Source organism: Extensimonas vulgaris (genome assembly GCF_003337425.1).
Classification (GTDB): domain Bacteria; phylum Pseudomonadota; class Gammaproteobacteria; order Burkholderiales; family Burkholderiaceae_C; genus Extensimonas; species Extensimonas vulgaris.
On sequence record NZ_QPJU01000001.1, the window covers coordinates 197,676 to 218,927 of the forward strand.

At 63.5% G+C, this 21,252-nt stretch carries 23 protein-coding genes and 1 tRNA gene; 9 read left to right on the forward strand and 15 right to left on the reverse strand.

Going from position 1 to position 21,252, the window contains the following annotated elements; all coding sequences use genetic code 11:
* Nucleotides 1–15: 15 nt before the first annotated feature.
* Together lysS and rapZ are read left to right on the forward strand one after the other, a co-directional pair.
* Nucleotides 16–1,593 carry a lysine--tRNA ligase gene (gene lysS / locus DFR45_RS00875; RefSeq protein WP_114482172.1) on the forward strand — a complete coding sequence of 526 codons (1,578 nt, stop codon included), beginning with the start codon at nucleotides 16–18 and terminating at the stop codon, nucleotides 1,591–1,593.
* Nucleotides 1,594–1,676: 83 nt separating this feature from the next.
* Entirely contained in the window at nucleotides 1,677–2,549 is an 873-nt protein-coding gene (gene rapZ, locus DFR45_RS00880; protein ID WP_114481819.1) for an RNase adapter RapZ, read from the forward strand.
* Between the two features lie 31 nt (nucleotides 2,550–2,580).
* Here rapZ and mutY read toward each other — a convergent pair whose 3' ends face one another.
* The 3 genes from mutY to mutM form a co-directional block, all read right to left on the reverse strand.
* Nucleotides 2,581–3,675 (reverse strand): A/G-specific adenine glycosylase, encoded by a 1,095-nt coding sequence (mutY, locus tag DFR45_RS00885; protein WP_114481820.1) that lies wholly within the window; start codon nucleotides 3,673–3,675, stop codon nucleotides 2,581–2,583.
* The gene (locus DFR45_RS00890) at nucleotides 3,672–5,642 is read right to left on the reverse strand and encodes a dynamin family protein (protein WP_114481821.1); all 1,971 of its coding nucleotides are present in this window, start codon (nucleotides 5,640–5,642) and stop codon (nucleotides 3,672–3,674) included. Before DFR45_RS00890 ends, mutY begins: the two co-directional genes overlap by 4 nt.
* Before the next feature lie 107 nt (nucleotides 5,643–5,749).
* Nucleotides 5,750–6,565, reverse strand: a complete 816-nt coding sequence (gene mutM / locus DFR45_RS00895; protein WP_114481822.1) for a bifunctional DNA-formamidopyrimidine glycosylase/DNA-(apurinic or apyrimidinic site) lyase — start codon at nucleotides 6,563–6,565, stop codon at nucleotides 5,750–5,752.
* Nucleotides 6,566–6,612: 47 nt separating this feature from the next.
* Here mutM and DFR45_RS00900 point away from each other — a divergent pair, with 47 nt between their 5' ends.
* From DFR45_RS00900 to pth, 7 genes are all read left to right on the forward strand, one after another.
* Nucleotides 6,613–8,388: a tetratricopeptide repeat protein gene (locus DFR45_RS00900; protein ID WP_241659334.1), complete on the forward strand. Its 1,776-nt coding sequence runs from the start codon at nucleotides 6,613–6,615 to the stop codon at nucleotides 8,386–8,388.
* 28 nt (nucleotides 8,389–8,416) lie between these two features.
* On the forward strand, nucleotides 8,417–8,962 hold the full coding sequence (locus tag DFR45_RS00905; RefSeq protein ID WP_114481824.1) for an outer membrane lipoprotein LolB: 546 nt from the start codon (nucleotides 8,417–8,419) through the stop codon (nucleotides 8,960–8,962).
* 29 nt (nucleotides 8,963–8,991) lie between these two features.
* Nucleotides 8,992–9,876: a 4-(cytidine 5'-diphospho)-2-C-methyl-D-erythritol kinase gene (gene ispE / locus DFR45_RS00910; protein WP_114481825.1), complete on the forward strand. Its 885-nt coding sequence runs from the start codon at nucleotides 8,992–8,994 to the stop codon at nucleotides 9,874–9,876.
* A gap of 25 nt (nucleotides 9,877–9,901) precedes the next feature.
* Nucleotides 9,902–9,978: transfer RNA gene (locus DFR45_RS00915), tRNA-Gln, on the forward strand.
* 135 nt (nucleotides 9,979–10,113) lie between these two features.
* Nucleotides 10,114–11,088, forward strand: coding sequence for a ribose-phosphate pyrophosphokinase (locus tag DFR45_RS00920; protein WP_114482173.1), 975 nt, complete (start codon nucleotides 10,114–10,116; stop codon nucleotides 11,086–11,088).
* A 126-nt stretch (nucleotides 11,089–11,214) separates the two neighbouring features.
* On the forward strand, nucleotides 11,215–11,847 hold the full coding sequence (locus tag DFR45_RS00925) for a 50S ribosomal protein L25/general stress protein Ctc (RefSeq protein ID WP_114481826.1): 633 nt from the start codon (nucleotides 11,215–11,217) through the stop codon (nucleotides 11,845–11,847).
* Between the two features lie 98 nt (nucleotides 11,848–11,945).
* A complete protein-coding gene (pth, locus tag DFR45_RS00930; protein WP_114481827.1) occupies nucleotides 11,946–12,581 on the forward strand; it encodes an aminoacyl-tRNA hydrolase in 636 nt (211 codons plus the stop codon).
* A gap of 60 nt (nucleotides 12,582–12,641) precedes the next feature.
* Here pth and DFR45_RS00935 read toward each other — a convergent pair whose 3' ends face one another.
* The 12 genes from DFR45_RS00935 to DFR45_RS00990 all read right to left on the reverse strand — a co-directional run bounded on the left by DFR45_RS00935 (nucleotide 12,642) and on the right by DFR45_RS00990 (nucleotide 21,158).
* Entirely contained in the window at nucleotides 12,642–12,902 is a 261-nt protein-coding gene (locus DFR45_RS00935) for a YfhL family 4Fe-4S dicluster ferredoxin (protein ID WP_114481828.1), read from the reverse strand.
* Nucleotides 12,903–12,915: 13 nt separating this feature from the next.
* On the reverse strand, nucleotides 12,916–13,596 hold the full coding sequence (locus DFR45_RS00940; RefSeq protein ID WP_114481829.1) for a LysE family translocator: 681 nt from the start codon (nucleotides 13,594–13,596) through the stop codon (nucleotides 12,916–12,918).
* A gap of 44 nt (nucleotides 13,597–13,640) precedes the next feature.
* The gene (locus DFR45_RS00945; RefSeq protein WP_114481830.1) at nucleotides 13,641–14,063 is read right to left on the reverse strand and encodes a BLUF domain-containing protein; all 423 of its coding nucleotides are present in this window, start codon (nucleotides 14,061–14,063) and stop codon (nucleotides 13,641–13,643) included.
* A gap of 2 nt (nucleotides 14,064–14,065) precedes the next feature.
* A complete protein-coding gene (folE, locus tag DFR45_RS00950) occupies nucleotides 14,066–14,797 on the reverse strand; it encodes a GTP cyclohydrolase I (protein WP_241659335.1) in 732 nt (243 codons plus the stop codon).
* Between the two features lie 105 nt (nucleotides 14,798–14,902).
* On the reverse strand, nucleotides 14,903–16,120 hold the full coding sequence (gene clsB / locus DFR45_RS00955; RefSeq protein ID WP_114481832.1) for a cardiolipin synthase ClsB: 1,218 nt from the start codon (nucleotides 16,118–16,120) through the stop codon (nucleotides 14,903–14,905).
* Nucleotides 16,121–16,126: 6 nt separating this feature from the next.
* Nucleotides 16,127–16,888 (reverse strand): endonuclease/exonuclease/phosphatase family protein, encoded by a 762-nt coding sequence (locus tag DFR45_RS00960; protein ID WP_114481833.1) that lies wholly within the window; start codon nucleotides 16,886–16,888, stop codon nucleotides 16,127–16,129.
* Nucleotides 16,889–17,001: 113 nt separating this feature from the next.
* Nucleotides 17,002–17,472, reverse strand: coding sequence for a dihydroneopterin triphosphate diphosphatase (nudB, locus tag DFR45_RS00965; RefSeq protein WP_421781852.1), 471 nt, complete (start codon nucleotides 17,470–17,472; stop codon nucleotides 17,002–17,004).
* Nucleotides 17,465–17,782, reverse strand: coding sequence for a CcdB family protein (locus tag DFR45_RS00970; protein ID WP_114481835.1), 318 nt, complete (start codon nucleotides 17,780–17,782; stop codon nucleotides 17,465–17,467). The genes nudB and DFR45_RS00970 overlap by 8 nt, the downstream gene beginning before the upstream one ends.
* A 176-nt stretch (nucleotides 17,783–17,958) precedes the next feature.
* A complete protein-coding gene (locus DFR45_RS00975; protein WP_114482174.1) occupies nucleotides 17,959–18,240 on the reverse strand; it encodes a type II toxin-antitoxin system Phd/YefM family antitoxin in 282 nt (93 codons plus the stop codon).
* Between the two features lie 75 nt (nucleotides 18,241–18,315).
* Nucleotides 18,316–20,118, reverse strand: coding sequence for an aspartate--tRNA ligase (aspS, locus tag DFR45_RS00980; RefSeq protein WP_114481836.1), 1,803 nt, complete (start codon nucleotides 20,116–20,118; stop codon nucleotides 18,316–18,318).
* Between the two features lie 82 nt (nucleotides 20,119–20,200).
* Nucleotides 20,201–20,824 carry a DUF502 domain-containing protein gene (locus DFR45_RS00985; protein ID WP_114481837.1) on the reverse strand — a complete coding sequence of 208 codons (624 nt, stop codon included), beginning with the start codon at nucleotides 20,822–20,824 and terminating at the stop codon, nucleotides 20,201–20,203.
* A 10-nt stretch (nucleotides 20,825–20,834) separates the two neighbouring features.
* The gene (locus DFR45_RS00990; RefSeq protein ID WP_114481838.1) at nucleotides 20,835–21,158 is read right to left on the reverse strand and encodes an FmdB family zinc ribbon protein; all 324 of its coding nucleotides are present in this window, start codon (nucleotides 21,156–21,158) and stop codon (nucleotides 20,835–20,837) included.
* Between the last annotated feature and the right edge of the window lie 94 nt (nucleotides 21,159–21,252).

The following is a 21,252-nucleotide window of genomic DNA, read 5'->3' on the forward strand; positions in this document are numbered from 1 at the left end:
CGGCCCATGCCCGCCATGAACAAGCCCGCCGCCCCCGCCCCTCAGAGTCCCGCCTCCAGCCCCGCCCCCCAGGACGAAAACCAGCTCATTGCCGAGCGCCGCGAAAAACTGCGCGCGCTGCGCCAGCAGCAGGCTGCAGGCGGGCCGGTGGCGTTCCCGAACGACTTCAAGCCCACGCACCACGCCGCCGAGCTGCACGCCGCCCACGGCGAGACGCCGGCCGAGCTGCTCGAAGGCAGCCCCATCGCCGTCAGCGTGGCCGGGCGCATGATGCTCAAGCGCGTCATGGGCAAGGCGAGTTTTGCCACGCTGCAAGATGGCTCGCTCAGCGAGGTGGGCGAAGGCGGCGGGCGCATCCAGCTCTACATCACGCGCGACGCCGTGGGCGACGAGCTCTACGCGGCCTTCAAACACTGGGACCTGGGCGACATCCTCGGCGCCGAGGGCACTTTGTTCAAAACCAAGACCGGCGAGCTCTCGGTCAAGGTCTCGAACCTGCGCCTGCTCACCAAGAGCCTGCGCCCGCTGCCCGACAAATTCCACGGCATGACCGACCAGGAGCAAAAATACCGCCAGCGCTACGTCGACCTGATCACCGACGAGCACGCGCGCCGGCGCTTCGTCGCGCGCAGCAAGGCGGTGGCGGGGATTCGCGAATTCATGGTGCAGCACGGCTTTCTCGAAGTCGAAACGCCCATGCTGCACCCGATTCCGGGCGGCGCCAACGCGCGCCCCTTCGTCACGCACCACAACGCGCTCGAGCAGGACATGTACCTGCGCATCGCGCCCGAGCTCTACCTCAAGCGCCTGCTCGTGGGCGGCTTCGAGCGCGTGTTCGAAATCAACCGCAACTTCCGCAACGAAGGCATCTCCGTGCGCCACAACCCCGAGTTCACGATGATGGAGTTCTACGCGGCCTACTGGAACTACCGCGATCTGATGGACTTCACCGAGCAGCTGATCCGCGACGCAGCGCTCAAGGCCGTGGGCAAGCTGCAGCTGTATTACCAAGGCCGCGCGGTCGATCTGGCGCAGCCCTTTGCACGCCTGACCATACGCGAAGCGATCTTCCAGCACACCGAGGCCGGCGCGCACGTCGATGACCCGGCCTGGCTCATCAGCGCGCTCAAGCGCCTGGGCCGCAGCGAAGAAAAAGACCGGCTCTCGAGCCGCTCGCTCGCCAGCCTGCAGGTGCTCTACTTCGAGGAAGCGGTAGAAGACAAGCTCTGGCAGCCCACTTTCATCATGGAGCACCCGACCGAAATCTCGCCGCTAGCGCGCGCCAACGACCTGCGCCCCGAAGTCACCGAGCGCTTCGAGCTCTACATCACGGGGCGCGAATTCGGCAACGGCTTTTCCGAACTCAACGACGCCGAGGAGCAGGCCGCGCGCTTTCACGCGCAGGTCGCAGCCAAAAACAGCGGCGACGATGAAGCCATGTATTTCGACCACGACTTCGTGCGCGCGCTCGAATACGGCATGCCGCCCGCGGGTGGCTGCGGCATAGGCATAGACCGCTTCATGATGCTGCTGACCGACAGCCCCAGCATCCGCGACGTGATCCTGTTCCCCGCGCTGCGCCGCGAGAGCTGAAGCGCCATTGCCCCTGCTGCTGCGCAGCGGCGCGTGGTGCGCCACAATCGCACAGCGACACTCGACCCGAAAGGCTTGGCACCATGGCGCTCGAAATCGTCTTGATCACCGGCATGTCCGGCTCGGGGAAGTCCGTGGCCTTGCATGCCCTCGAAGACGCCGGCTACTACTGCGTGGACAACCTGCCGCCCGAGTTGCTCGGCGCTTTCGTCGCACTGGAGCACAAGCACCACGGCAACCGCGTTGCAATCGCCATGGACGTGCGCAGTGCCGCCTCGCTGCCGCAGGTGCCCGAAGCGCTGCAAAACCTGCGCGCCCAGGGCATCACCGTGCAATCCATTTTTCTCGATGCATCCACCGACACCTTGGTGCGGCGTTTTTCCGAAACGCGCCGGCGCCATCCGCTGTCCAACGACGACTCCCTGGTGGGTCAGCACGCGCTCGTGCAAATCATTGAAATCGAACGCGAACTGCTCGCCCCCTTGCGCGAACATGCGCATGTCATAGATACCAGTGTGATCCGGCCCGCGCAATTACAAAGCTACGTCAAGAGCCTGGTCGCCGTGACGCCCAGCACCTTGCTGCTGGTTTTCCAGTCGTTTGCGTTCAAGCGCGGCATCCCCGTTGACGCCGACTACGTTTTCGACGTGCGCATGCTGCCCAATCCGTATTACGAACCGCAGCTGCGCCCCTTGACGGGGCGCGACGCGCCTGTGATCGACTTTTTGCGCCAGCACGAGGAGGTTGCGCTGATGCAGCGGCACATCGAGCACTTTCTCGCGCATTGGCTCGAGGTGCTGGCGCGCAGCCACCGCAGCTATGTCACCGTGGCCGTAGGCTGCACGGGTGGCCAGCATCGCTCGGTGTATTTGGTCGAGCAGCTAGCCCAGGCTTTCGGCGAGCGCTGGCGCGTGCTGCGGCGCCACCGCGAACTCGACGACGCGAAGAGCCAATAACCCGGCGCCATGACTGCCGTCATGGGTCTGTTCAGACGGCGAGTTCTGCCAGCAATTTGCGCAACGGCGCCGGCAGGCCGAGTGCGGCGCGCTCGGGCGTCCCAACCCAAGCGCCTGCGCTCCCTGCGCCCAATGCGCCCGGCACCGCCTTGCAGCCCGGCCCCTGCGCCAAGTCGACGCGTACGGGATGCAAGTGCAAATCTCTGTGCGTGAGCACATGCACGAAAGGCGCCAATTCCCGCGCCGTGAAGGCTGAGGGATGCTCTGCAGAAAAACGCGTCTGCAGCCATGCAAAAAGTTCGTCGCGTGAAGAAAACACCGGCACGCAATGCAAGCCGGCCCAAATGCCGCGCTGCGGGCGTCGTTCGAGCCACACCCGGCCCGCCGCATCATGCAGCACGAGCAACCACCAGGGCTGCGCACGCCGCGTCAGTTTGCGCGTCTTCACGGGGTAGCGCTCGGGCGCCCCCTCGTGCCGTGCCGTGCACAAATCGGCCACAGGGCACTGGCTGCACGCGGGATTGCGCGGCGCGCAAGGGCCCGCGCCCAGGTCCATCAAGGCCTGCGTGTAGCGTGGCATGGTGGTTTGCAAGTCCGTGCGGGGCAGCAAAGCCTCGGCCTGCAGCCATAGCCTTTGCTCGTTGTGCGCGCGCGCCAGGTCGGCATCGAAACCGAGCACACGCGTGAGCACACGGCGCACGTTGGCGTCCAAAATCGGCACGCGCTGCCCAAAACAAAACGCCGCTATGGCCCCCGCGGTGGAGCGTCCTATGCCCGGCAAGCGGGCCAACTCCTCGGCGGTGCACGGAAATGTGCCGCCCCACTGCGCCACCACCTGCTGCGCACAGCGGTGCAAATTGCGCGCGCGGCTGTAGTAACCAAGCCCGCTCCACAGCGCCATGACCTCGTCGGGCGCAGCCTCGGCCAGCGCCTGCACATGCGGAAAACGTTCGAGAAAACGCGCGTAATACCCGAGCACCGTCGTCACCTGGGTCTGTTGCAGCATGATTTCAGAAAGCCAGACGCGGTATGGATCGCGCGTGTGCTGCCAGGGTAAATGCTGGCGCCCGTGTGTGGCCTGCCAGCGCAGCACGCGCTCGGCAAACCCCTTGGTCTGAAACTTCATGCGCGTGAGACCGACGAGGAATGCGTGTCTTGGGCAATCTCGCCGGGGGCACGTATGGCCATGAGCTGTGCCGCACGGTGCGCAAGCTCGCGTTCCAGATCGATCAACTGCTGTTCATTCGACTCGATTTCAGCAATGCGCTCGACCAATCCGCTTGCGGCCTGCTGGATGCGCTCGACGGCTTCCATGCGGCGCGAAAAACTGCGCCTGCGTTCGCGCAACTGCGCATCGAGTTGTGCAGTTGCAGCCTTGCTCCAGAGCTCCAGTTCATTCGCTGCCGACTCGAATACCGTGCGCAAACGCGTCCCCAGCGCGCGCACCAGGCGCTCGGCGAATTCTGGTTGTGCGAGCTTGAGCGCATTGCCCAGGCTTAAGTAGCGCACGTGGCTGCGCTCGATGTGCGTGAGCTCCTGCGCAAAAGCACCGAACTGCGGCACTGGTGGCACTTGGAGCGAAAACCCGAACTCGGCATTCAGCTGCCGAAATGTGCCTTCGAGCATTGCATGGATTTCGGCAGCGCCGGTCTGCGCCTTGTCGATCGTGGCCCGCAAGTGCTCGAAAGTCTGGGCGTAGATTTTTCGTACGCCGAGCTTGACCCCCCTGTGCTGCAGTGCTTGCGTCAACTCGGCCAGCTCTGCCCTGAGCGCTTTCGTACCCAGCTGCTGAAAAATGTCACGCAGCAATTTGAGGTGCACGGAGCGTACGGCCTGAATTTTGGCCGTGCTTTGATCGAATTCTTGCTGCTCTCGCTCGATTCGTTTGCGCATCACGCCAATGACCGAGGCGTTTTTGCCGCGCAAGCTGCGCAATTCCGCCATCTGATCATCGAGATCGCGCCGGCGGATATGAATCAGGCGCGTCACCTGCGTCTTCAGTCCTGTCACGGCCGAGCCAACCGCCGCGCGCAAAATGGCTTGGCGCTGGCCCATGATTCCTCGCGCCAAGGCATCTTCGAGCACCGGCAGCCCGCTGGATTCGAGCAACAGGTCGTCGCAGGCAATCTTGGCCATCAGACCTTTTTGCGCCGAGATGGGCACCACCTGGGCGCGCGGCACGTCGAGCACCTGCGCCACGGTTTCACATTGGCGCTCGAGCTGCGCCTGCACCTGGGCGGGGGAATCAAGGCTGTCCCACAGAGTGTCGATCTTGTTGAGCACGACCAGCCGCGCTGCCACGCTCTCGGCAGATGGTGCCAGATGTTCTCGCCAGATCGCCAAATCCGAGCGCGTGACTCCTGTATCCGCCCCCAAAATGAAGACCACCGCATGCGCCTGCGGAATCAGGCTCACAGTGAGCTCCGGTTCAGCCCCCACAGCGTTCAGGCCGGGCGTGTCCAGAATCACCAACCCTTGTTTGAGCAAAGGGTGCGGAAAATTGATCAATGCATGGCGCCACATGGGCACTTCGACCAAGCCCTGCGCATCAGGCAAAGGATTTTCTTGGGGCAATTCGTCGTGCCAGAACCCCAGCGCCCTCGCCTGACTCTGCGTCACCTTGCGCACTTCTGCCACTTTGGCAATGGCTCGCGCCATTTGCGTTGCATCGTTCACGTCCAGCGGAAATTTCGTCCAATGCGCGGGCTGCAGGCGCCACTCTGTCAACCCCAGCGGCTGCAAACGGCTATCGATGGGCAGCAGACTGAGGCTAGGGGGAACCGCAGGGTCATAGGCCAGCTCGGTCGGACACATGGTCGTGCGCCCGGCACTCGCGGGCATGATGCGCCGCCCATAACCGGCGAAAAAAATCGCATTGATGAGCTCGGACTTGCCACGCGAGAACTCCGCGACGAATGCCACCATCACTTTATCGCTACGCACCTGCGTCTCGAGCCGCTGCAGTTGCTCTTCGATAGCCGCATCCATGAGCTCATGGTCGGCCAACCAGGCAGACAATGCCCGCAATTGCTGCGCGAAACCACGCCGCCACGCGCTATGCTGATCAAACTGCTCGTTGAAGGAGGGCCCCACGTTATTCTCGATATGGATGACTGCCGACTATGCCAAAGTCAATGCAATAAAAAGTCAATGCAATATATAGCATCCGGCGTATACCCCAGGCCGCCAGGCGTACAGTCTCAGCCTCGCTGACAGCGAGGGCAAAAATAGCTGCTGCGCTGGCCTTGCTGAAGCCAACGAATCGGCGCGCCACAGACCCGGCACGGCGCACCTGCGCGGTCATACACGTGCGTCGCATGCTGGAAATGGCCGATGGCCCCTGCCGCATTGGAAAAATTGCGCAAGGTGGTGCCGCCGAGCGCCAGCGCCTGCTCCAAGACTTCGCATATCGCCGCGTGCAGCTTGCGCACCCGCGCAGGACCCAACCGCATCGCTGGCGTCGTAGGGCGTATCCCCGCAAGAAACAAAGCCTCGTTCGCGTAGATATTGCCCACACCCACGACGAGCCGGCCCGCCAGCAAGACCTGTTTGATCGATGCCCGGCTCTTTTTGAGTGCGGCGGCGAACCCCTCAGCAGTAAACGCCTCGGACAAAGGCTCTACACCGAGCCCGCCGAGCAGCTTTTGCGCCAAGGGATCTTGCTCGCTTGGCACATACACCACCGCACCGAAGCGCCGCGGGTCATGCAGACGCAAAGTGCCTTGTGTGGTCACGAGGTCGAAGTGGTCGTGCTGGGCGGGCGGCGGCAGTCCTGGCGCGAAGCGCAGGCTGCCTGACATGCCCAGGTGCAAGAGCAAAAGCCCCTCGCCCAAATCTACCAACAGGTATTTGCCACGGCGACGCACCCCCAACACCTGCCGCCCCAGGAGGTGCTCCGGCTCACAGCCGAGAGGCCAGCGCAGAGGTTTGCCCAAAAATACCTCTTGCACCCGCGCACCTGCGATCGCGCCGGCAAAACTGCGGCGTGTGATCTCGACCTCGGGCAACTCAGGCATGGATGAACATTCCCATTCGATCAGTGCGCTTCGATTATTATGGCCCGATGATTCGACCCCATCGCTTGCGCACCATCGCCATCGCCGCAGTTTTCGTGGCGGCCATCTTTGCGGGCCTTACTGGCCGGGCCTACGCAGGTACCGAAAAGCATACCAGCCGCAATCCCACACCAGACCCCGCTGACATGCAGGCCGCGCTCGATGCGGAATTGTTCTACGACATCTTGCTCGGAGAACTGAGCCTGCGCTCCGGGGATCCTGGGGCGGCCTATGCGCTCATGCTCGAAGCCGCACGGCGCAGCGGCGACGAGCAACTCTACCGCCGCGCCGCCGACATCGCATTACAAGCCCGCTCGGGCGACTATGCCCTGAAGGCGGTACAGGCCTGGAAAGAGGCGCACCCCGAATCGCGTGAAGCCAACCGCTACCTGCTGCAGATTTTGGTAGCACTGAATCGAATCGAGGAAACGCCGCAATTGCTGCGACAAGAACTGGCCCAGGCGTCTGCAAACGACAAAAATGCGCTGCTTCTGATGGTGCCACAGCTCTATGCACGTGCCAGCGACAAGACCCTCGCGGCACAGGTGGTGGAGCAAGCACTCTCGGAGGTCGTCACGGACCCCGCCACCGCCCCCGCTGCCTGGGTAGCAATAGGACGCATGCGGCTTGCGGCTAAGGACTATGCCGGCGCGCTCGCAGCCGCCCAGCGCGCGCAGGAACTCGCTCCCACGAGCGATGGCGCCATGTTGCTTGCATTGGAGCTGCTCGAAAATGGCCAAACGCAGGCCCAAGCCTTGGTCGATCGCTATCTGGCCGGCCAGCCAAAAGCCGAATTGCGCATGGCCTACGCCGGGGTGCTCCTGAATTTGCAGCGCAATGCGGAAGCAGAAAAAGAGCTGCAGGCCGTTACGCGGGCAAAGCCTGACTTTCCCGATACCTGGCTGCTGCTCGCCGCATTGCAACTGCAGAAGAACCAGCTGAACGACACGGAAAAATCCCTGCAGCGTTTTCTCGAACTCCTCGATAAAGCCGATGTGGACGCCGCAACCCGGCAACGCGGCCAGACGCAGGCTTATCTGATGTATGCGCAAATTGCCGAAAAACGGCATGACTACGCCGCTGCCGAATCCTGGCTCAAGCGCATAGACAACGCGCAGGACATGTTCAGCGTGCAACGCCAGCGCGCATCCGTGCTCGCGCACCAGGGCAAGATCGAGCAGGCACGCGCACTCCTGCGCAATTTGCCCGGCGCGACACCGCAGGCCGCGCGGCTCAAACTGCAAGCCGAGGTACAACTGCTGCAAGAAATGCAGATGTACCGCGAAGCCTATGAGGTGCAAAGCCAACTGGTGGCGCAAAACCCGCAGGACGATGACCTCGTCTATGACTTGGCTCTGCTGGCCGAAAAGGCCGGCAAACCGCAAGTCATGGAAAAACTGCTGCGCGAGCTGATCGCGCACCGCCCGGACTACTACCACGCCTACAACGCTCTGGGCTATTCCCTTGCCGATCGTGGCGTGCAGCTCGAAGAAGCCAAGCGTCTGATCAGCAAAGCCCTCGAGTTTGCGCCTGGCGACCCTTACATCACCGACAGCCTAGGGTGGGTAGAGTTTCGCCTCGGCCGCCATGACGAAGCCCTGCGTCTGCTCGAGTCCGCCTACAAAACCCGTCCCGACGCAGAGATCGCCGCGCACCTCGGCGAAGTCCTTTGGAGCATAGGCGAACGCCACCGCGCATTGAGCATCTGGAAAGAAGGGCGGCGCCTGAACCCCGACAATGAAACCCTGCAATCGACCCTCAAACGCCTGGGCGTGCGCCTTTGAGTCGGACTGAACCATTCCCACACCCTCCATGCTTGGCCCGAGCAGCCAGTGGCCACGTCTGCCCCGGCACATCGCCCGATCGCGCACGGGCGTGTGGGCGCTTGGCCTGAGTCTGCTGCTCGCCTGCGCAGGTTGCGCGCAATTTCCGCCCGCCAGCACTCCACCAGGAGCCGCGCCGATTTCCGTGTGGGCCGGGCGCCTGGCACTGCAGGTCCAAGGCGACGAAGCCCGGTCTTTTTCTGCCCTGTTCGAGCTGCGCGGCTCGCCTGAGCAAGGTGAACTCGTGCTCTCCAGCCCGCTTGGCAACACCCTTGCCATGCTGCGCTGGCAGCCCGGCGAAGCCACGCTGCAAACGGGCCAGCAAATGCGGCAGGCCGCCTCGCTCGATGCCCTGCTGCAAGATGCCGCCGGCAGCCCCATTCCAGTGGTGGCCCTGTTCGACTGGTTGCAAGGCATCGCCACACCGGCACCCGGCTGGCAGGTCGATCTGTCGGGCTTGTCTGATGGGCGTGTGCTCGCCCAGCGCAGCGACCCGCCCCCTCCAGCGACGCTGCGCATCGCGCTCACGCACTAAGATAAGTGCCTATTTCAGTAGGCTCTACCTTGCAAGCCCTGTACGACGTACCCGCCCCGGCCAAGCTCAATCTCTTTTTGCACGTCACAGGCCGACGTGCCGATGGCTACCATCTGCTGCAATCGGCATTCATGCTGATCGATTGGTGCGACACACTGCATTTCGAGCGCCGCACCGACGGGCGCATCGCGCGCACCGATCTTGGCGGGCCGCTGCCCGCGATCGACCTCAGCGTACGTGCAGCGCAGGCGCTGCAAGCAGCCGGGGGCTGCACAGCCGGCGTGCAGATCAGCATAAACAAACGCATCCCCGCTCAAGCCGGCATGGGCGGCGGCTCCTCGGATGCGGCCACTACGCTGCTGGCGCTCAATCGACTTTGGGACTTGCATCTGCCGCGCGCGACGCTTGAGCGCATCGGCTTGACGCTGGGTGCAGACGTGCCGTTTTTCTTGCGCGGCCACAATGCCTGGGTCGAAGGCATAGGCGAGCAGATCACGCCGCTCGCACCTGCGGTGCAACTGCCCCGCGCCCGTTTCGTGATCGTGAAACCCGCGGCAGGGCTCGAAACGCGCGAAATTTTCTCCTCACCCAGCCTTGAGCGCAATTCTGATGCTGCTACAATCATGGGCTTTGCTGCAGCACCCTACAGCTACGGTCGCAATGACCTGCAACCGGTTGCCCAGGCACTGTGTCCAGAGATCCACCAAGCCATCGCATGGTTACAATCGCTGGGCTTGCAGGCCAGGATGACGGGGTCGGGCAGTGCGGTGTTTGCGCAATTGGCCCATACGCCAGAGCCTGTCGATATTTTTGAGGATGCAGACAAACTGCACCCCCAATGGCAGATCAAAGTATGTGAAAATCTGATGCTTCATCCGCTTGCGGGCTGGGCATCCGATGAAAGTTTGCGGTGAGCTGCCTTCGGCAGCTGACCTGTGTAGGGGAGTCGCCAAGTTGGTTAAGGCACCGGATTTTGATTCCGGCATTCGAGGGTTCGAATCCTTCCTCCCCTGCCAAATCTTCCACTTCTCTTCAACACACACAATCATGTCGGATCCGCTTGTAGCAATGTCCCTTGCGCTACAAGTGCGCCCAGCATTGCGCCGGCGCTGATTTGCGCGCGGATCCTCTCTTCCATCGCCGGGATGCAAATGCAAGCCAATCAACCTGATTTCATGGTTTTCACGGGCAATGCCAACCCCGGCTTGGCCGCTGAAATCGTTCACCACCTGGGCACGCGCCTGGGCGCAGCCGATGTAGGGCGCTTTTCGGATGGCGAGGTGGCCGTCGAAATCAAGCAAAACGTGCGCGCACGCGACGTTTTCGTGGTGCAGTCCACCTGCGCGCCCACGAACGAAAACCTCATGGAACTGCTGATCATGGTCGATGCGCTCAAGCGCGCCTCGGCCGAACGCATCAGCGCCGTGATTCCCTACTTTGGCTATGCGCGCCAGGATCGCCGTCCGCGCTCCTCGCGCGTGCCGATTTCGGCCAAAGTGGTCGCCAACATGCTGCAGGCCGTGGGCGTGGCGCGCGTGCTCACCATGGATTTGCACGCCGACCAGATCCAAGGCTTTTTCGACATTCCGGTGGACAACATCTACGCTTCGCCGGTGCTGCTGCGCGACTTGCGCCAGAAAAACTACGACGACCTCATCGTCGTGTCGCCCGACGTGGGCGGCGTGGTGCGCGCGCGCGCGCTCGCCAAACAGCTCAACTGCGACCTCGCCATCATCGACAAGCGCCGGCCCAAGGCCAACGTGTCCGAGGTCATGCACGTGATCGGCGATATCGACGGACGCAACTGCGTCATCATGGACGACATGATCGACACGGCCGGCACGCTGGTCAAAGCCGCCGAAGTGCTCAAGGAGCGCGGCGCGAAAAACGTTTACGCCTACTGCACACACCCGATTTTCTCGGGCCCGGCCATAGAGCGCATCAGCCAGGGGCGCGCGCTCGACGAGGTCGTGGTGACCAACACCATTCCCTTGAACGATGCGGCCAAGGAGTGTTCCAAGATTCGCCAGCTCTCCGTCGCACAGCTGATCGCCGAGACGATCCAGCGCATCGCCACGGGCGAGTCGGTCATGAGTTTGTTCTCCGACCAGGAAAATCTTTTCTGATTTTCAGTGCCTGTCGGCTTCATCGGTCAGGCGGATGCGAGAACGGCACGCAAGCCTGCGATGCTGCAGGCTTTTCAGCAACGGGGTGAGGCTGGTCGCGGCCCATCCATTTTTCAGGAGTCAGTCATGCAATTCGTCGCTTTCGAGCGTAGCAAGCAAGGTACGGGTGCGAGCCGCCGCCTGCGCAACACGGGCAAGACGCCCGGCATCGTCTATGGCGGTTCGGCCGAACCGCAAATGATCGAGCTCGACCACAATGCCCTGTGGCACGCGCTCAAAAAAGAAGCCTTCCACTCGAGCGTGCTCGACATGGAGCTCAACGGCCAGACCAGCAAGGTGCTGCTGCGCGACGTGCAATACCACCCTTTCAAGCAACTGGTACTGCACATCGACTTCCAGCGTGTCGATGAAAAAACCCGCCTGCACATGAAGGTGCCGCTGCACTTCAGCGGCGCCGAAGAATCGCCCGCCGTGAAGGTGGACAAGTGCCTGGTCACGCCCATCGTGACCGAACTCGAAGTCACGTGCATGCCCGCAGACCTGCCCGAGTTCATCGCCGTCGATCTGTCCACACTGCAAAAAGGGGCGTCCTTGCACCTCAAGGACGTCAAGCTACCCAAAGGCGTGACGGCTGTCGTGCGCGGCAGCGACCGCAACCCGGCGCTGGTATCGGTGGTGCCGCCTGCGGCCGAAATCGAAACGCCCGCCGAGGCCGCACCTGCTGCCGAAGCCAAGGGCAAAGGCAAGGGCAAGAAGTAATCCTTTTTGATGGTGATGGCGGCCGGAAGGCTGCCCGCATCCCCGCAACGGCCCACCACAGCGTGGGCCGTCGTCGTTTTTGACCTGAGAATCTTTGCATGATCAAACTCATCGTCGGCCTGGGCAACCCGGGCGCGGAATACGAGGGCACGCGCCACAACGCGGGCTTTTGGTGGCTGGACGCGGTGGCGCAGGCGCTGGGAGTGCAGCTTCAGCCCGATCGCAGCTACCACGGGCTCGTTGCGCGCACCAGTGTCGCAGGGCACAGCCTGTGGCTGCTCGAGCCGCAGACCTTCATGAACCTCTCGGGCAAGTCGGTGGCGGCGCTCGCACGTTTTTACAAAATCGCACCCGACGAAATCCTCGTCGCGCACGACGAGCTCGACCTGCCCGCGGGCCAAATCAAGCTCAAACGCGGTGGCGGCCATGCGGGCCACAATGGCCTGCGCGACATCCATGCGCAACTGGGCTCGTCCGACTACTGGCGCCTGCGCATAGGCATAGGCCATCCGGGCGTGAAATCAGAGGTCATTCACTGGGTGCTGCAAAAGCCTTCGCCCGAGCAGCGCCGGCTCATCGAAGCCGCGATTGCGCACAGCTTGCAAGCCTTGCCCGCGCTACTGCATGGCGACATGGCAAAGGCCACGCTGCTCATCCACACCACCGCTGCGCCACGCCCCAAACCCCAGCGGCCCAAGCCGGGCCCCTCGGCAGCGCCCGAGGCGGACGCTTGAAATTTCTATTTTGATAGCAATAAACGCTTGTCCATCAAGCACTAGAATCCAAAAACACCCTCAATTTTGGAGATTGATCGTGCGCAGACGCAGGTATTTTTGCCACAAGGCTTCGCGGCTTTCGACGTGCGCGGGGTTCACGGGGATGCACGAGACGGGGCACAGCAGCGCGCACTGCGGCTCGTCGAAGTGTCCGACGCATTCGGTGCAGCGCGCGGGGTCGATCACATAAACCTCGGGCCCGAGCGAGATCGCCTCGTTTGGGCACTCGGGCTCGCAGACATCGCAGTTGATGCACTCGTGCGTGATCATCAGTGCCATGGCAGCCCCTTGCTCAGCTGCTGGCCAGCCGCACCGCGAGCCCCAGAAACACCAGCCCCGCGACGCGGTTGAGCACCGTGCGCGCGCGCGCCGAGCGCTGCAGCAAGGCGCCGAACGCGCCTGAGAAGCACGCGATGGCGCCAAACACCAGCAAAGTGGCGAGCATGAAGACCAGACCCAGCACCATGGTCTGCGCGGCCACGCTGCCGCGCGCCGGATCGGTGAACTGCGGCAAAAAAGCCAGGAAAAAAATCAGCACCTTGGGGTTGGTGAGGTTCATGAGCATGCCACGCCCGACCATGCGCACGAGGCCAGGCACAGCGGCCAACTCGGCTTGCGGCGCCGCGGCCGGGCCTTGCCCACCGCGCGCAGCATCGCCTGCATGGGCCGAATCCTGCGCTGCGCCGGCTGGTGCGCGCAGCGCTTGCCAGGCGAGCCAGGCGAGGTAGGCCGCGCCGCAGAATTTGAGCACCGTGAAGGCCGTGGGCGAGGCCGCGAACAGCGCCGCCAGCCCCAGCGCCACGGCCGCCGTGTGCACCACCAGCCCCATGCACAAGCCCAGCACCACCGCCATGCCCGCGCGCCAGCCACGCTGCGCGGATTGCAGCAGCACGAACAGGTTGTCGGGGCCAGGCGTGAGCGCGAGCAGCACGGCTACGCCAAAAAACGTGCTCAGGATATGCAGGCTGGGCATGGCGGCAGGGAAAGAAAATGAAGAGATCGTTTGCCTGTGAGCTCTCAGGCGCGCCCGATGATGGACGCCGTGGCCATGAGCTCCTCGAGTAGCGCGAGCGCGACCTTGCCCGACATCGCGTACGGGTCGAGCTCGGGCTTTTCGGAGTATTTGAGCAGGATGGAGTGGTTGATTTTGGCGAGGTTTGCCTGCCCCATGGTCCAGCCGCCGAAGCGGCGCTCGCAGATTTCCTCGTAGACCAGCAGCTCGATCTGGCGGTGGCGCGCATCGTGCAGGATGTGGCTGTAGAGCCTGTTGACCGCAGACCGGCCGCCCTCTATGGCCTGCAGGAAAATGCCGCCGCCATAGCACAGGATGCCCGTGATGCCGCTCGCGGGGTTGTGGCTGCGCGATTCGGCAAGAATGGCCTCGATCGCGTCGGGGGAAGGATCGACCGCGCGGCTTGCGTATACCAGGCGCACCAGCATGTTCAGCTCCGGCCAGGGATGAGCGAAAGGAATTCACGGCGCAGGTTCGCATCCTTGAGGAACACGCCGCGCATGACGGAGTTGAGCATCTTGCTGTCGGGCTCGCGCACGCCGCGCCAGGACATGCAAAAGTGGCTTGCCTCCATGACGATGGCCAGGCCGTCGGGCTGGGTTTTTTCGATGATGAGGTCGGCGAGCTGCACCACGGCCTCTTCCTGGATTTGCGGGCGGCCCATGACCCAGTCGACCAGGCGCGCGTACTTCGACAGGCCGATCACGTTGGTGTGTTCGTTGGGCAGGATGCCGATCCAGATTTTGCCGATCACCGGGCACAGGTGGTGGCTGCAGGCGCTGCGCACGGTGAGCGGGCCGACGATCATGAGCTCGTTGAGATGCTCGGCGTTGGGGAATTCGGTCAGCGCGGGTTGCGGTGCGTAGCGGCCCTTGAACACCTCGCTCACGTACATCTTGGCCACGCGGCGCGCGGTGTCGCGCGTGTTGTGGTCGCCGTCGGTGTCTATGACCAGGCTGTCGAGCACGCCCTGCATTTTGAGTTCGACCTCGTCGAGCAGTTTTTCGAGCTCGCCGGGTTCGATGAATTCGGCGATGTTGTCGTTGGCATGAAAGCGCTTGCGCGCGGCAAGGAGGCGCTCGCGAATCTTGACGGAAACAGGCGTACCTTCGTCTTCGGTCGTCGGCGGTGGCGTCATGGTGGCGGCAAGGGGTCTGAGCATGGCAACTATGGTAACAGCGATCACAATCCCGAGATTACAAGGGTTTTTGCCCTCTCGCGTAGGTACAAAAAGCGCAAGTAGCTACCCAATCCATAGCACCAGAGCTCAATAGCGCTTGCCCGTGACCCAGAGCGCCAGGCGCATCAAGCCGTGGGCGAGCCAGTCGAGCACGCGCTCACGCAAAGGTCTTTGCAGGTAGCGCGCCGGATCGACCCGCTGCCCCGCGTGCTCCATCGCGTGCACGAGGCGCGCACGCAGCTCGCACGCAAACGCGCCATCCTCCACCACCACGTTGGCCTCGCGCGCGAGCAGCAGGCTCAAGGGCTCAAGGTTGGACGAGCCCACCGTGGCCCAGGGCTTTTCGCCCTGCGCGTCGATCACGGCCACCTTGGCGTGCAAAAAGCTCGGTGCATATTCATGGATTTCGACACCGGCTTCGAGCAGCACGCCATAGACGGGCTTGGCCGCGTGGTATTGCATGAAGTATTCGTAACGCCCCTGCAGCAGCAGACGCACACGCACGCCGCGCCGCGCTGCATGCACGAGCGCCCGGCGCAGCTTGTGCCCGGGGATGAAGTAGGCGTTGGCGATGATGATCTCCTGCCGCGCCGTAGCGATCGCACGCAGGTAGGCTTTTTCGATGCGGCCGCGGTGGCGCAGGTTGTCACGCAGCACCAGCGCGGCGCGCACGCTGGACGCATCACGCCGCAAGCGCGCGGCATGCCGCGCCGCACTGGCCGCGCGCAGCGCGCGCACAGCCTCGGGCAGGTCGCGCCGGCGCAGGTCCCGCACGGCCTCGATGTGCCACCAGAGCTGCTCCATCGCCTCGCTTGCCTGCGCGACCAGGCTGCCTGCGACTTCCACGGCAAAGTCCAGCCGCGGCGCGGCGAGCGGCCCGTGGTTCGGGTCATGGAAATCGTCGAGGATGTTGATGCCACCGCAAAACAGCAGCCAGCCATCGACCACGCAGAGCTTGCGGTGCAGGCGCCGCCAATGGCGCGGCGAGAGCAGGCCAAACCATCCTGGCGCTGCATAGACGCGCCACTGCACGCCTGCCTCTTGAAAGCGGCGCGCCCACTCTTGCGGCAGACGGCCCGTGCCTACGCCATCGACCACCACGTGCGTGCGCACGCCGCGGCGTGCAGCGCGCTCGAGCGCCTCGGCCACCACCACGGCAGCGCCCGTGAAGTCGAAGATGTAGGTTTCGAGCTGGATGTCGGACAGCGCCGCGTCCATGGCCCGCACCAGCGCCGGAAACAGCTCCTGCGCACCTTGCAGCAGACGCAGATGGTGGTCTTTTGCAAAAGTGGCCGCGGGTGCCATGGCTGCTCAGGGCGGGTCGAGCCGGAACTCGGCGATCAGCGGCAGGTGGTCGGACATGCGCCACCACAGGCGCCCGCGCGGCACGAGCAGGCCCAGCGGCTGCAGACCGCGCGCGTAGATGTGGTCGAGCTGCACCAGCGGCAGGCGCGCGGGGTAGGTGTAGGCGCGCGGCGCGTCGAGCTCGATCAGGCCAAACTCGGCGAGCATGTGCCTGGTCTGCACGCCCCAGTCATTGAAATCCCCCGCCACCACCAGCGGATCGCCCGCGGGCACCTCGCGCGTGATGAATTCCTGCAATTGCTGCGTCTGGCGGATGCGGCTGCCCGGGATCAGGCCCAGGTGCACCACGATGGCGTGCAACCGCCGCCCATGCACCTCTACCTCGACGTGCAAGAGCCCGCGCTGCTCGAAACGGTGGTCGGAAATGTCCTGGTGCTGGTGGCCGAGCACGGGCCAGCGCGAAAGCAGCGCATTGCCGTGCTCGCCGTGGCGCGTGATGGCGTTGGTGCGGTACACCGCGTGGTAGCCCTCGGGCGCGAGAAAATCGGCCTGCGGCAATTCGGGCCAGTGCGGAAAATGCTGCGCATAGCGCCGGTGAAGTTTGCGCACTTCCTGCAAAAAGACGAGGTCGGCGTCGAGCTGCTGCACCGCCTGCCCGAGGTTGTGGATTTCGAGCCGCCGCGCCGGGCCCAAGCCCTGCACGCCCTTGTGGATGTTGTAGGTGGCGACGCGCAGGATGCGGTCGCTGTCGTGGCTGTGTTTGTGCATCGCTGCCCGTGATTTTGGAATTTATGTATCAAAAAACAGAGCTTCCAGCGCTTGATGGATCAGCATTTGCGGGCGATTCGGCAATGGTATTTTTGCCACATAAAATATAGCAATCACGACGGCCGACCGACAAAGCGCGGCAGCATCAGGATTGCTTCGGCATTCGACGAGGAAAAGCAGCGCTCGGCAGCCTTGCGCCAAGGCAACCACGCAAATGCGGTGTGCTCGCGCGGATTCAATACCACAGGCGTGCCTGCGGGCACCTGCAGGCTGAAGACGCGTTCGGTGTTGCGCCACACACCGGGCGCATAGCGGTGCTGCCATTGCGGATAGATCGGATAGACGTTCTCGAGTTGCCAATCGCGCAGCACAAAGCCGGGCGCGAGCGCGTCCATGCCCGTCTCTTCGCGCACCTCGCGCACGGCGGTATCGTAAAAACTCTCGTGCGGATGGTCTTTGCTGCCCGTGACCGACTGCCAGAACTGCTCGGCGTCGGCGCGCCGCAGCAAGAGCACCTCGAGCGCCGGCGTGTGGATCACCACGAGCACGGACTCGGGGATTTTGTAAGGGCGTGGATCAGACACCACTGAGTACGGCATCCATTGCAGCGCTTACCGCACTGGCGCTGTGCGACAGTGAAATTACGGGCTTGCGCAGCAGACGCGCCGACACGGGAGCCGCCAGATGCGGCATCAGCGTCAGCGCCTCGCCCTCGACTTCAAGCACCGGACACAAATTGGTAGGCAACTTTGCCAGCCCCGCACCCACACGCGACAAGGGCATCACCAAGCGCGTCGGCAGGCTGTCGATCAAACCACTTTGCACATCGAGCACGAAAGGCACTGCGGGGCGCGAAGCCGGATTGGGATTCACATAGACATCGAACTGCGCCATGCTCAGGGCCGGACTCAGAGGCTGAGAATTTTTCGGCCGCGGCCGAAAGACGCATCAAAGCGCCACCGATCGAGGCGCAAAGCGCAGCCATAGCTCGGGCTATGGCGAGCATTTGCAACGACAAGCAGGGGTGTTTTGGTGTGCAAGGCGGCCATGGACGAAAGACTCTCAGCCTCTCAAGCTTGGTCTTGCCAGGCGACGAAGCCCTCGCACCAGAGGCCATGCTCCTCGAAATGCCGATGCTGCGCGGCAATCCACTCTTTATAAGTTTCGTTGAACTCCTGGCGCCGCTGCGCCAGGGATTTGGGCGGCGCCGCAGCCTTGAGCGCCTCGTACTGCTCGGCCGAGAGAATGACCGAATCGACGCGCCCGCCCTTTTCCACGAACACGGGTGCGCGCTTGGCCTGGGCGCAAATCTGGCCAAAGCGGTTCTTGGCTTCGGTGGCGGTGACGTGCATGGCGATCTCCAGCGGGTGAATGGCCATTTTAGCCATTCGCTCTGAATCTACCCATGCCGCCGACGCACGAGGCGCTCAAGCCGCTTTGGGCGCCTCGACGCTGCGCAGGCGGATGTGCAACTCGCGCAGCTGTTTTTCATCGACGGGCGAGGGCGCGTGGGTCAGCAGACACTGGGCGCGCTGGGTTTTGGGGAAGGCGATCACGTCGCGGATCGACTCGGCGCCGGTCATCAGCGTGATCATGCGGTCGAGCCCGAAGGCCAGGCCGCCGTGCGGCGGCGCGCCGTACTGCAGCGCATCGAGCAAGAAGCCGAACTTGAGCTGCGCTTCTTCGGGCGAGATCTTGAGCGCATCGAACACTTTTTGCTGCACGTCGGCGCGGTGGATACGTACCGAGCCGCCGCCGAGCTCCCAGCCGTTGAGCACCATGTCGTAGGCCTTGGAGAGGCATTTTTCGGGCGCGCTCACCATCCAGTCTTCATGCCCGTCCTTGGGCGCCGTGAACGGGTGGTGCACGGCATTCCAGCGCTGCTCGTCCTCGTCGAACTCGAACATCGGAAAGTCCACCACCCACAGCGGCGCCCAGCGGTCTTCGAACAGGCCCTTTTTCTTGCCGAACTCGCTGTGGCCGATCTTGATGCGCAGCGCGCCGATGGCGTCGTTGACCACCTTTTCCTTGTCGGCGCCGAAGAAGATCAAATCGCCGTCCTGCGCCCCGCTGCGCGCAAGAATGGCATCGAGCGCTGCATCGTGCAGGTTCTTGACGATGGGCGACTGCAGGCCGTCGCGCCCCTTGGCGACTTCGTTGACCTTGATCCAGGCCAAGCCCTTGGCGCCGTAAATCTTGACGAATTCGGTGTAGCCGTCGATCTCGCTGCGGCTGATTTCGGCGCCGCCGGGCACGCGCAAGGCCACGACGCGGCCGCCGGGCATGTTCGCCGCGGCACTGAAGACCTTGAAATCGACTTCTTTCATCACGTCGGTGAGCTCGGTGAACTCGAGCCGCACACGCAGATCGGGCTTGTCCGAGCCAAAGCGCCGCGCCGCCTCCTGGTAGCTCATGACCGGAAAGCTCCCCAGGTCTATGCCCAGCGTGTTCTGGAACACCGTGCGCACCATGTGCTCGAACAGCGCACGGATGTCCTGCTCGTCCATGAACGAGGTTTCGATGTCGATCTGCGTGAATTCGGGCTGGCGGTCGGCGCGCAAGTCTTCGTCGCGAAAGCACTTGGTGATCTGGTAATACCGGTCGAAGCCCGCCACCATCAGCAACTGCTTGAAGAGCTGTGGCGACTGCGGCAACGCGAAAAACATGCCCGGATGCACGCGGCTGGGCACGAGGTAGTCGCGTGCGCCTTCGGGCGTGCTCTTGGTGAGCATGGGCGTTTCGATGTCGATGAAGCCGTTCGCATCGAGGAACTTGCGCACCTCCATCGCGACGCGGTAACGCAGCATCAGGTTGTGCTGCATGTAGGGGCGGCGCAGGTCGAGCACGCGGTGCGTGAGCCGCGTGGTCTCGGAGAGGTTTTCCTCGTCGAGTTGGAACGGCGGCGTGACCGAGGGGTTGAGCACCTTGAGCTCATGGCACAGCACCTCGATCTGGCCGCTCTTGAGCTTGTCGTTCGTGGTGCCGGCCGGGCGCGCGCGCACCAGACCCGTGACCTGCACGCAATACTCGTTGCGCACTTCTTCGGCGGTGTGGAACATCTCGGGGCGATCGGGGTCGCACACCACCTGCACCGTGCCTTCGCGGTCGCGCAGGTCGATGAAGATCACGCCGCCATGGTCACGGCGGCGGTTCACCCAGCCGCACAGGGTGACGGTTTGGCCCAGCAGGGCTTCGGTCACGAGACCGCAATAATGGGAACGCATGGCCATGGCAAAACTTCCGGCGCCGCTGCGGGCGCATGAACAAATGAAAAGAAGGAAAGGAATTGGAGGACGCGCGGAACAGACGGTGTCAGTGGGCGGACTCCAGCGCAGGATCGGCCGGTGGGGCGACCACGCCCATCGAGATGATGTATTTGAGTGCCACGTCTATGCCCATCTCGAGCTCTATGCACTCGCTCTTGCGCACCATCACGAAGTAGCCGCCCGTGGGGTTGGGCGTGGTGGGCACATAGACGCTCACATACTCGTCGCGCAGATAAGCCGCGACCTCGCCACCGGGCGCGCCGGTGATGAAGGCCAGCGTCCACACGCCTTCGCGCGGCCACTGCACGAGCGCCGCGGTACGAAAGGCATTGCCGCTTTCGGAAAACACCGTGTCCGACACCTGCTTGACGCTCGAATAGATGGAGCGCACCACGGGGATGCGGCTCACGATGGCGTCGCCCCACTGCACCAGCTTGCGCCCGGCAAAGTTGCTTGCCGCGGCGCCGACGAGCAGCAAAATCAGCAGCGTGAGCAACACGCCAAAGCCCGGAATGTGCCGCCCCAGCAGACGGTCGGGCTGCCAGGCCTCGGGCAGGATCAGCAGCGTCTGGTCGAGCGTGCCGACGATCCAATGCAGCACGGCCAGCGTGATCGCAGCGGGCACGATCACGAGCAGGCCGGTCAAAAACCATTTGCGCAAGGCAGCCATGCGCAGGTCTTCAGGCTTGCGGCGCTGTAGTGGCTGGCTCGGCGCAAGCTGCGCAGGCAGCAGCGCCGTCTTTGCCGGACGCGGCCGCTGCGCAAGTCGCGCCCTCGGCAGCGGGCTCGCTCGCCGGCGCAGATTTGCCCGCGCTCTTGCCGCTGTCGCGGAAGTCGGTCACATACCAGCCCGAGCCCTTGAGCTGAAAGCCCGCCGCGGTGACCTGCTTGGCAAAAGTTGCCGCGCCGCATTCCGGGCAGACGGTGAGCGGCGCATCGGAGATTTTTTGCAGCACGTCCTGGGTATGGCCACAAGTGCCGCATTTGTAGGCGTAGATAGGCATAGTGTGAGATCGAAGGAAGTGGTATGCAAAGCCCTCAATTATAGGCGGGAGGGCTTTTTGCAATATCCGCGCAATATCCGTGCAATGGCTGCCG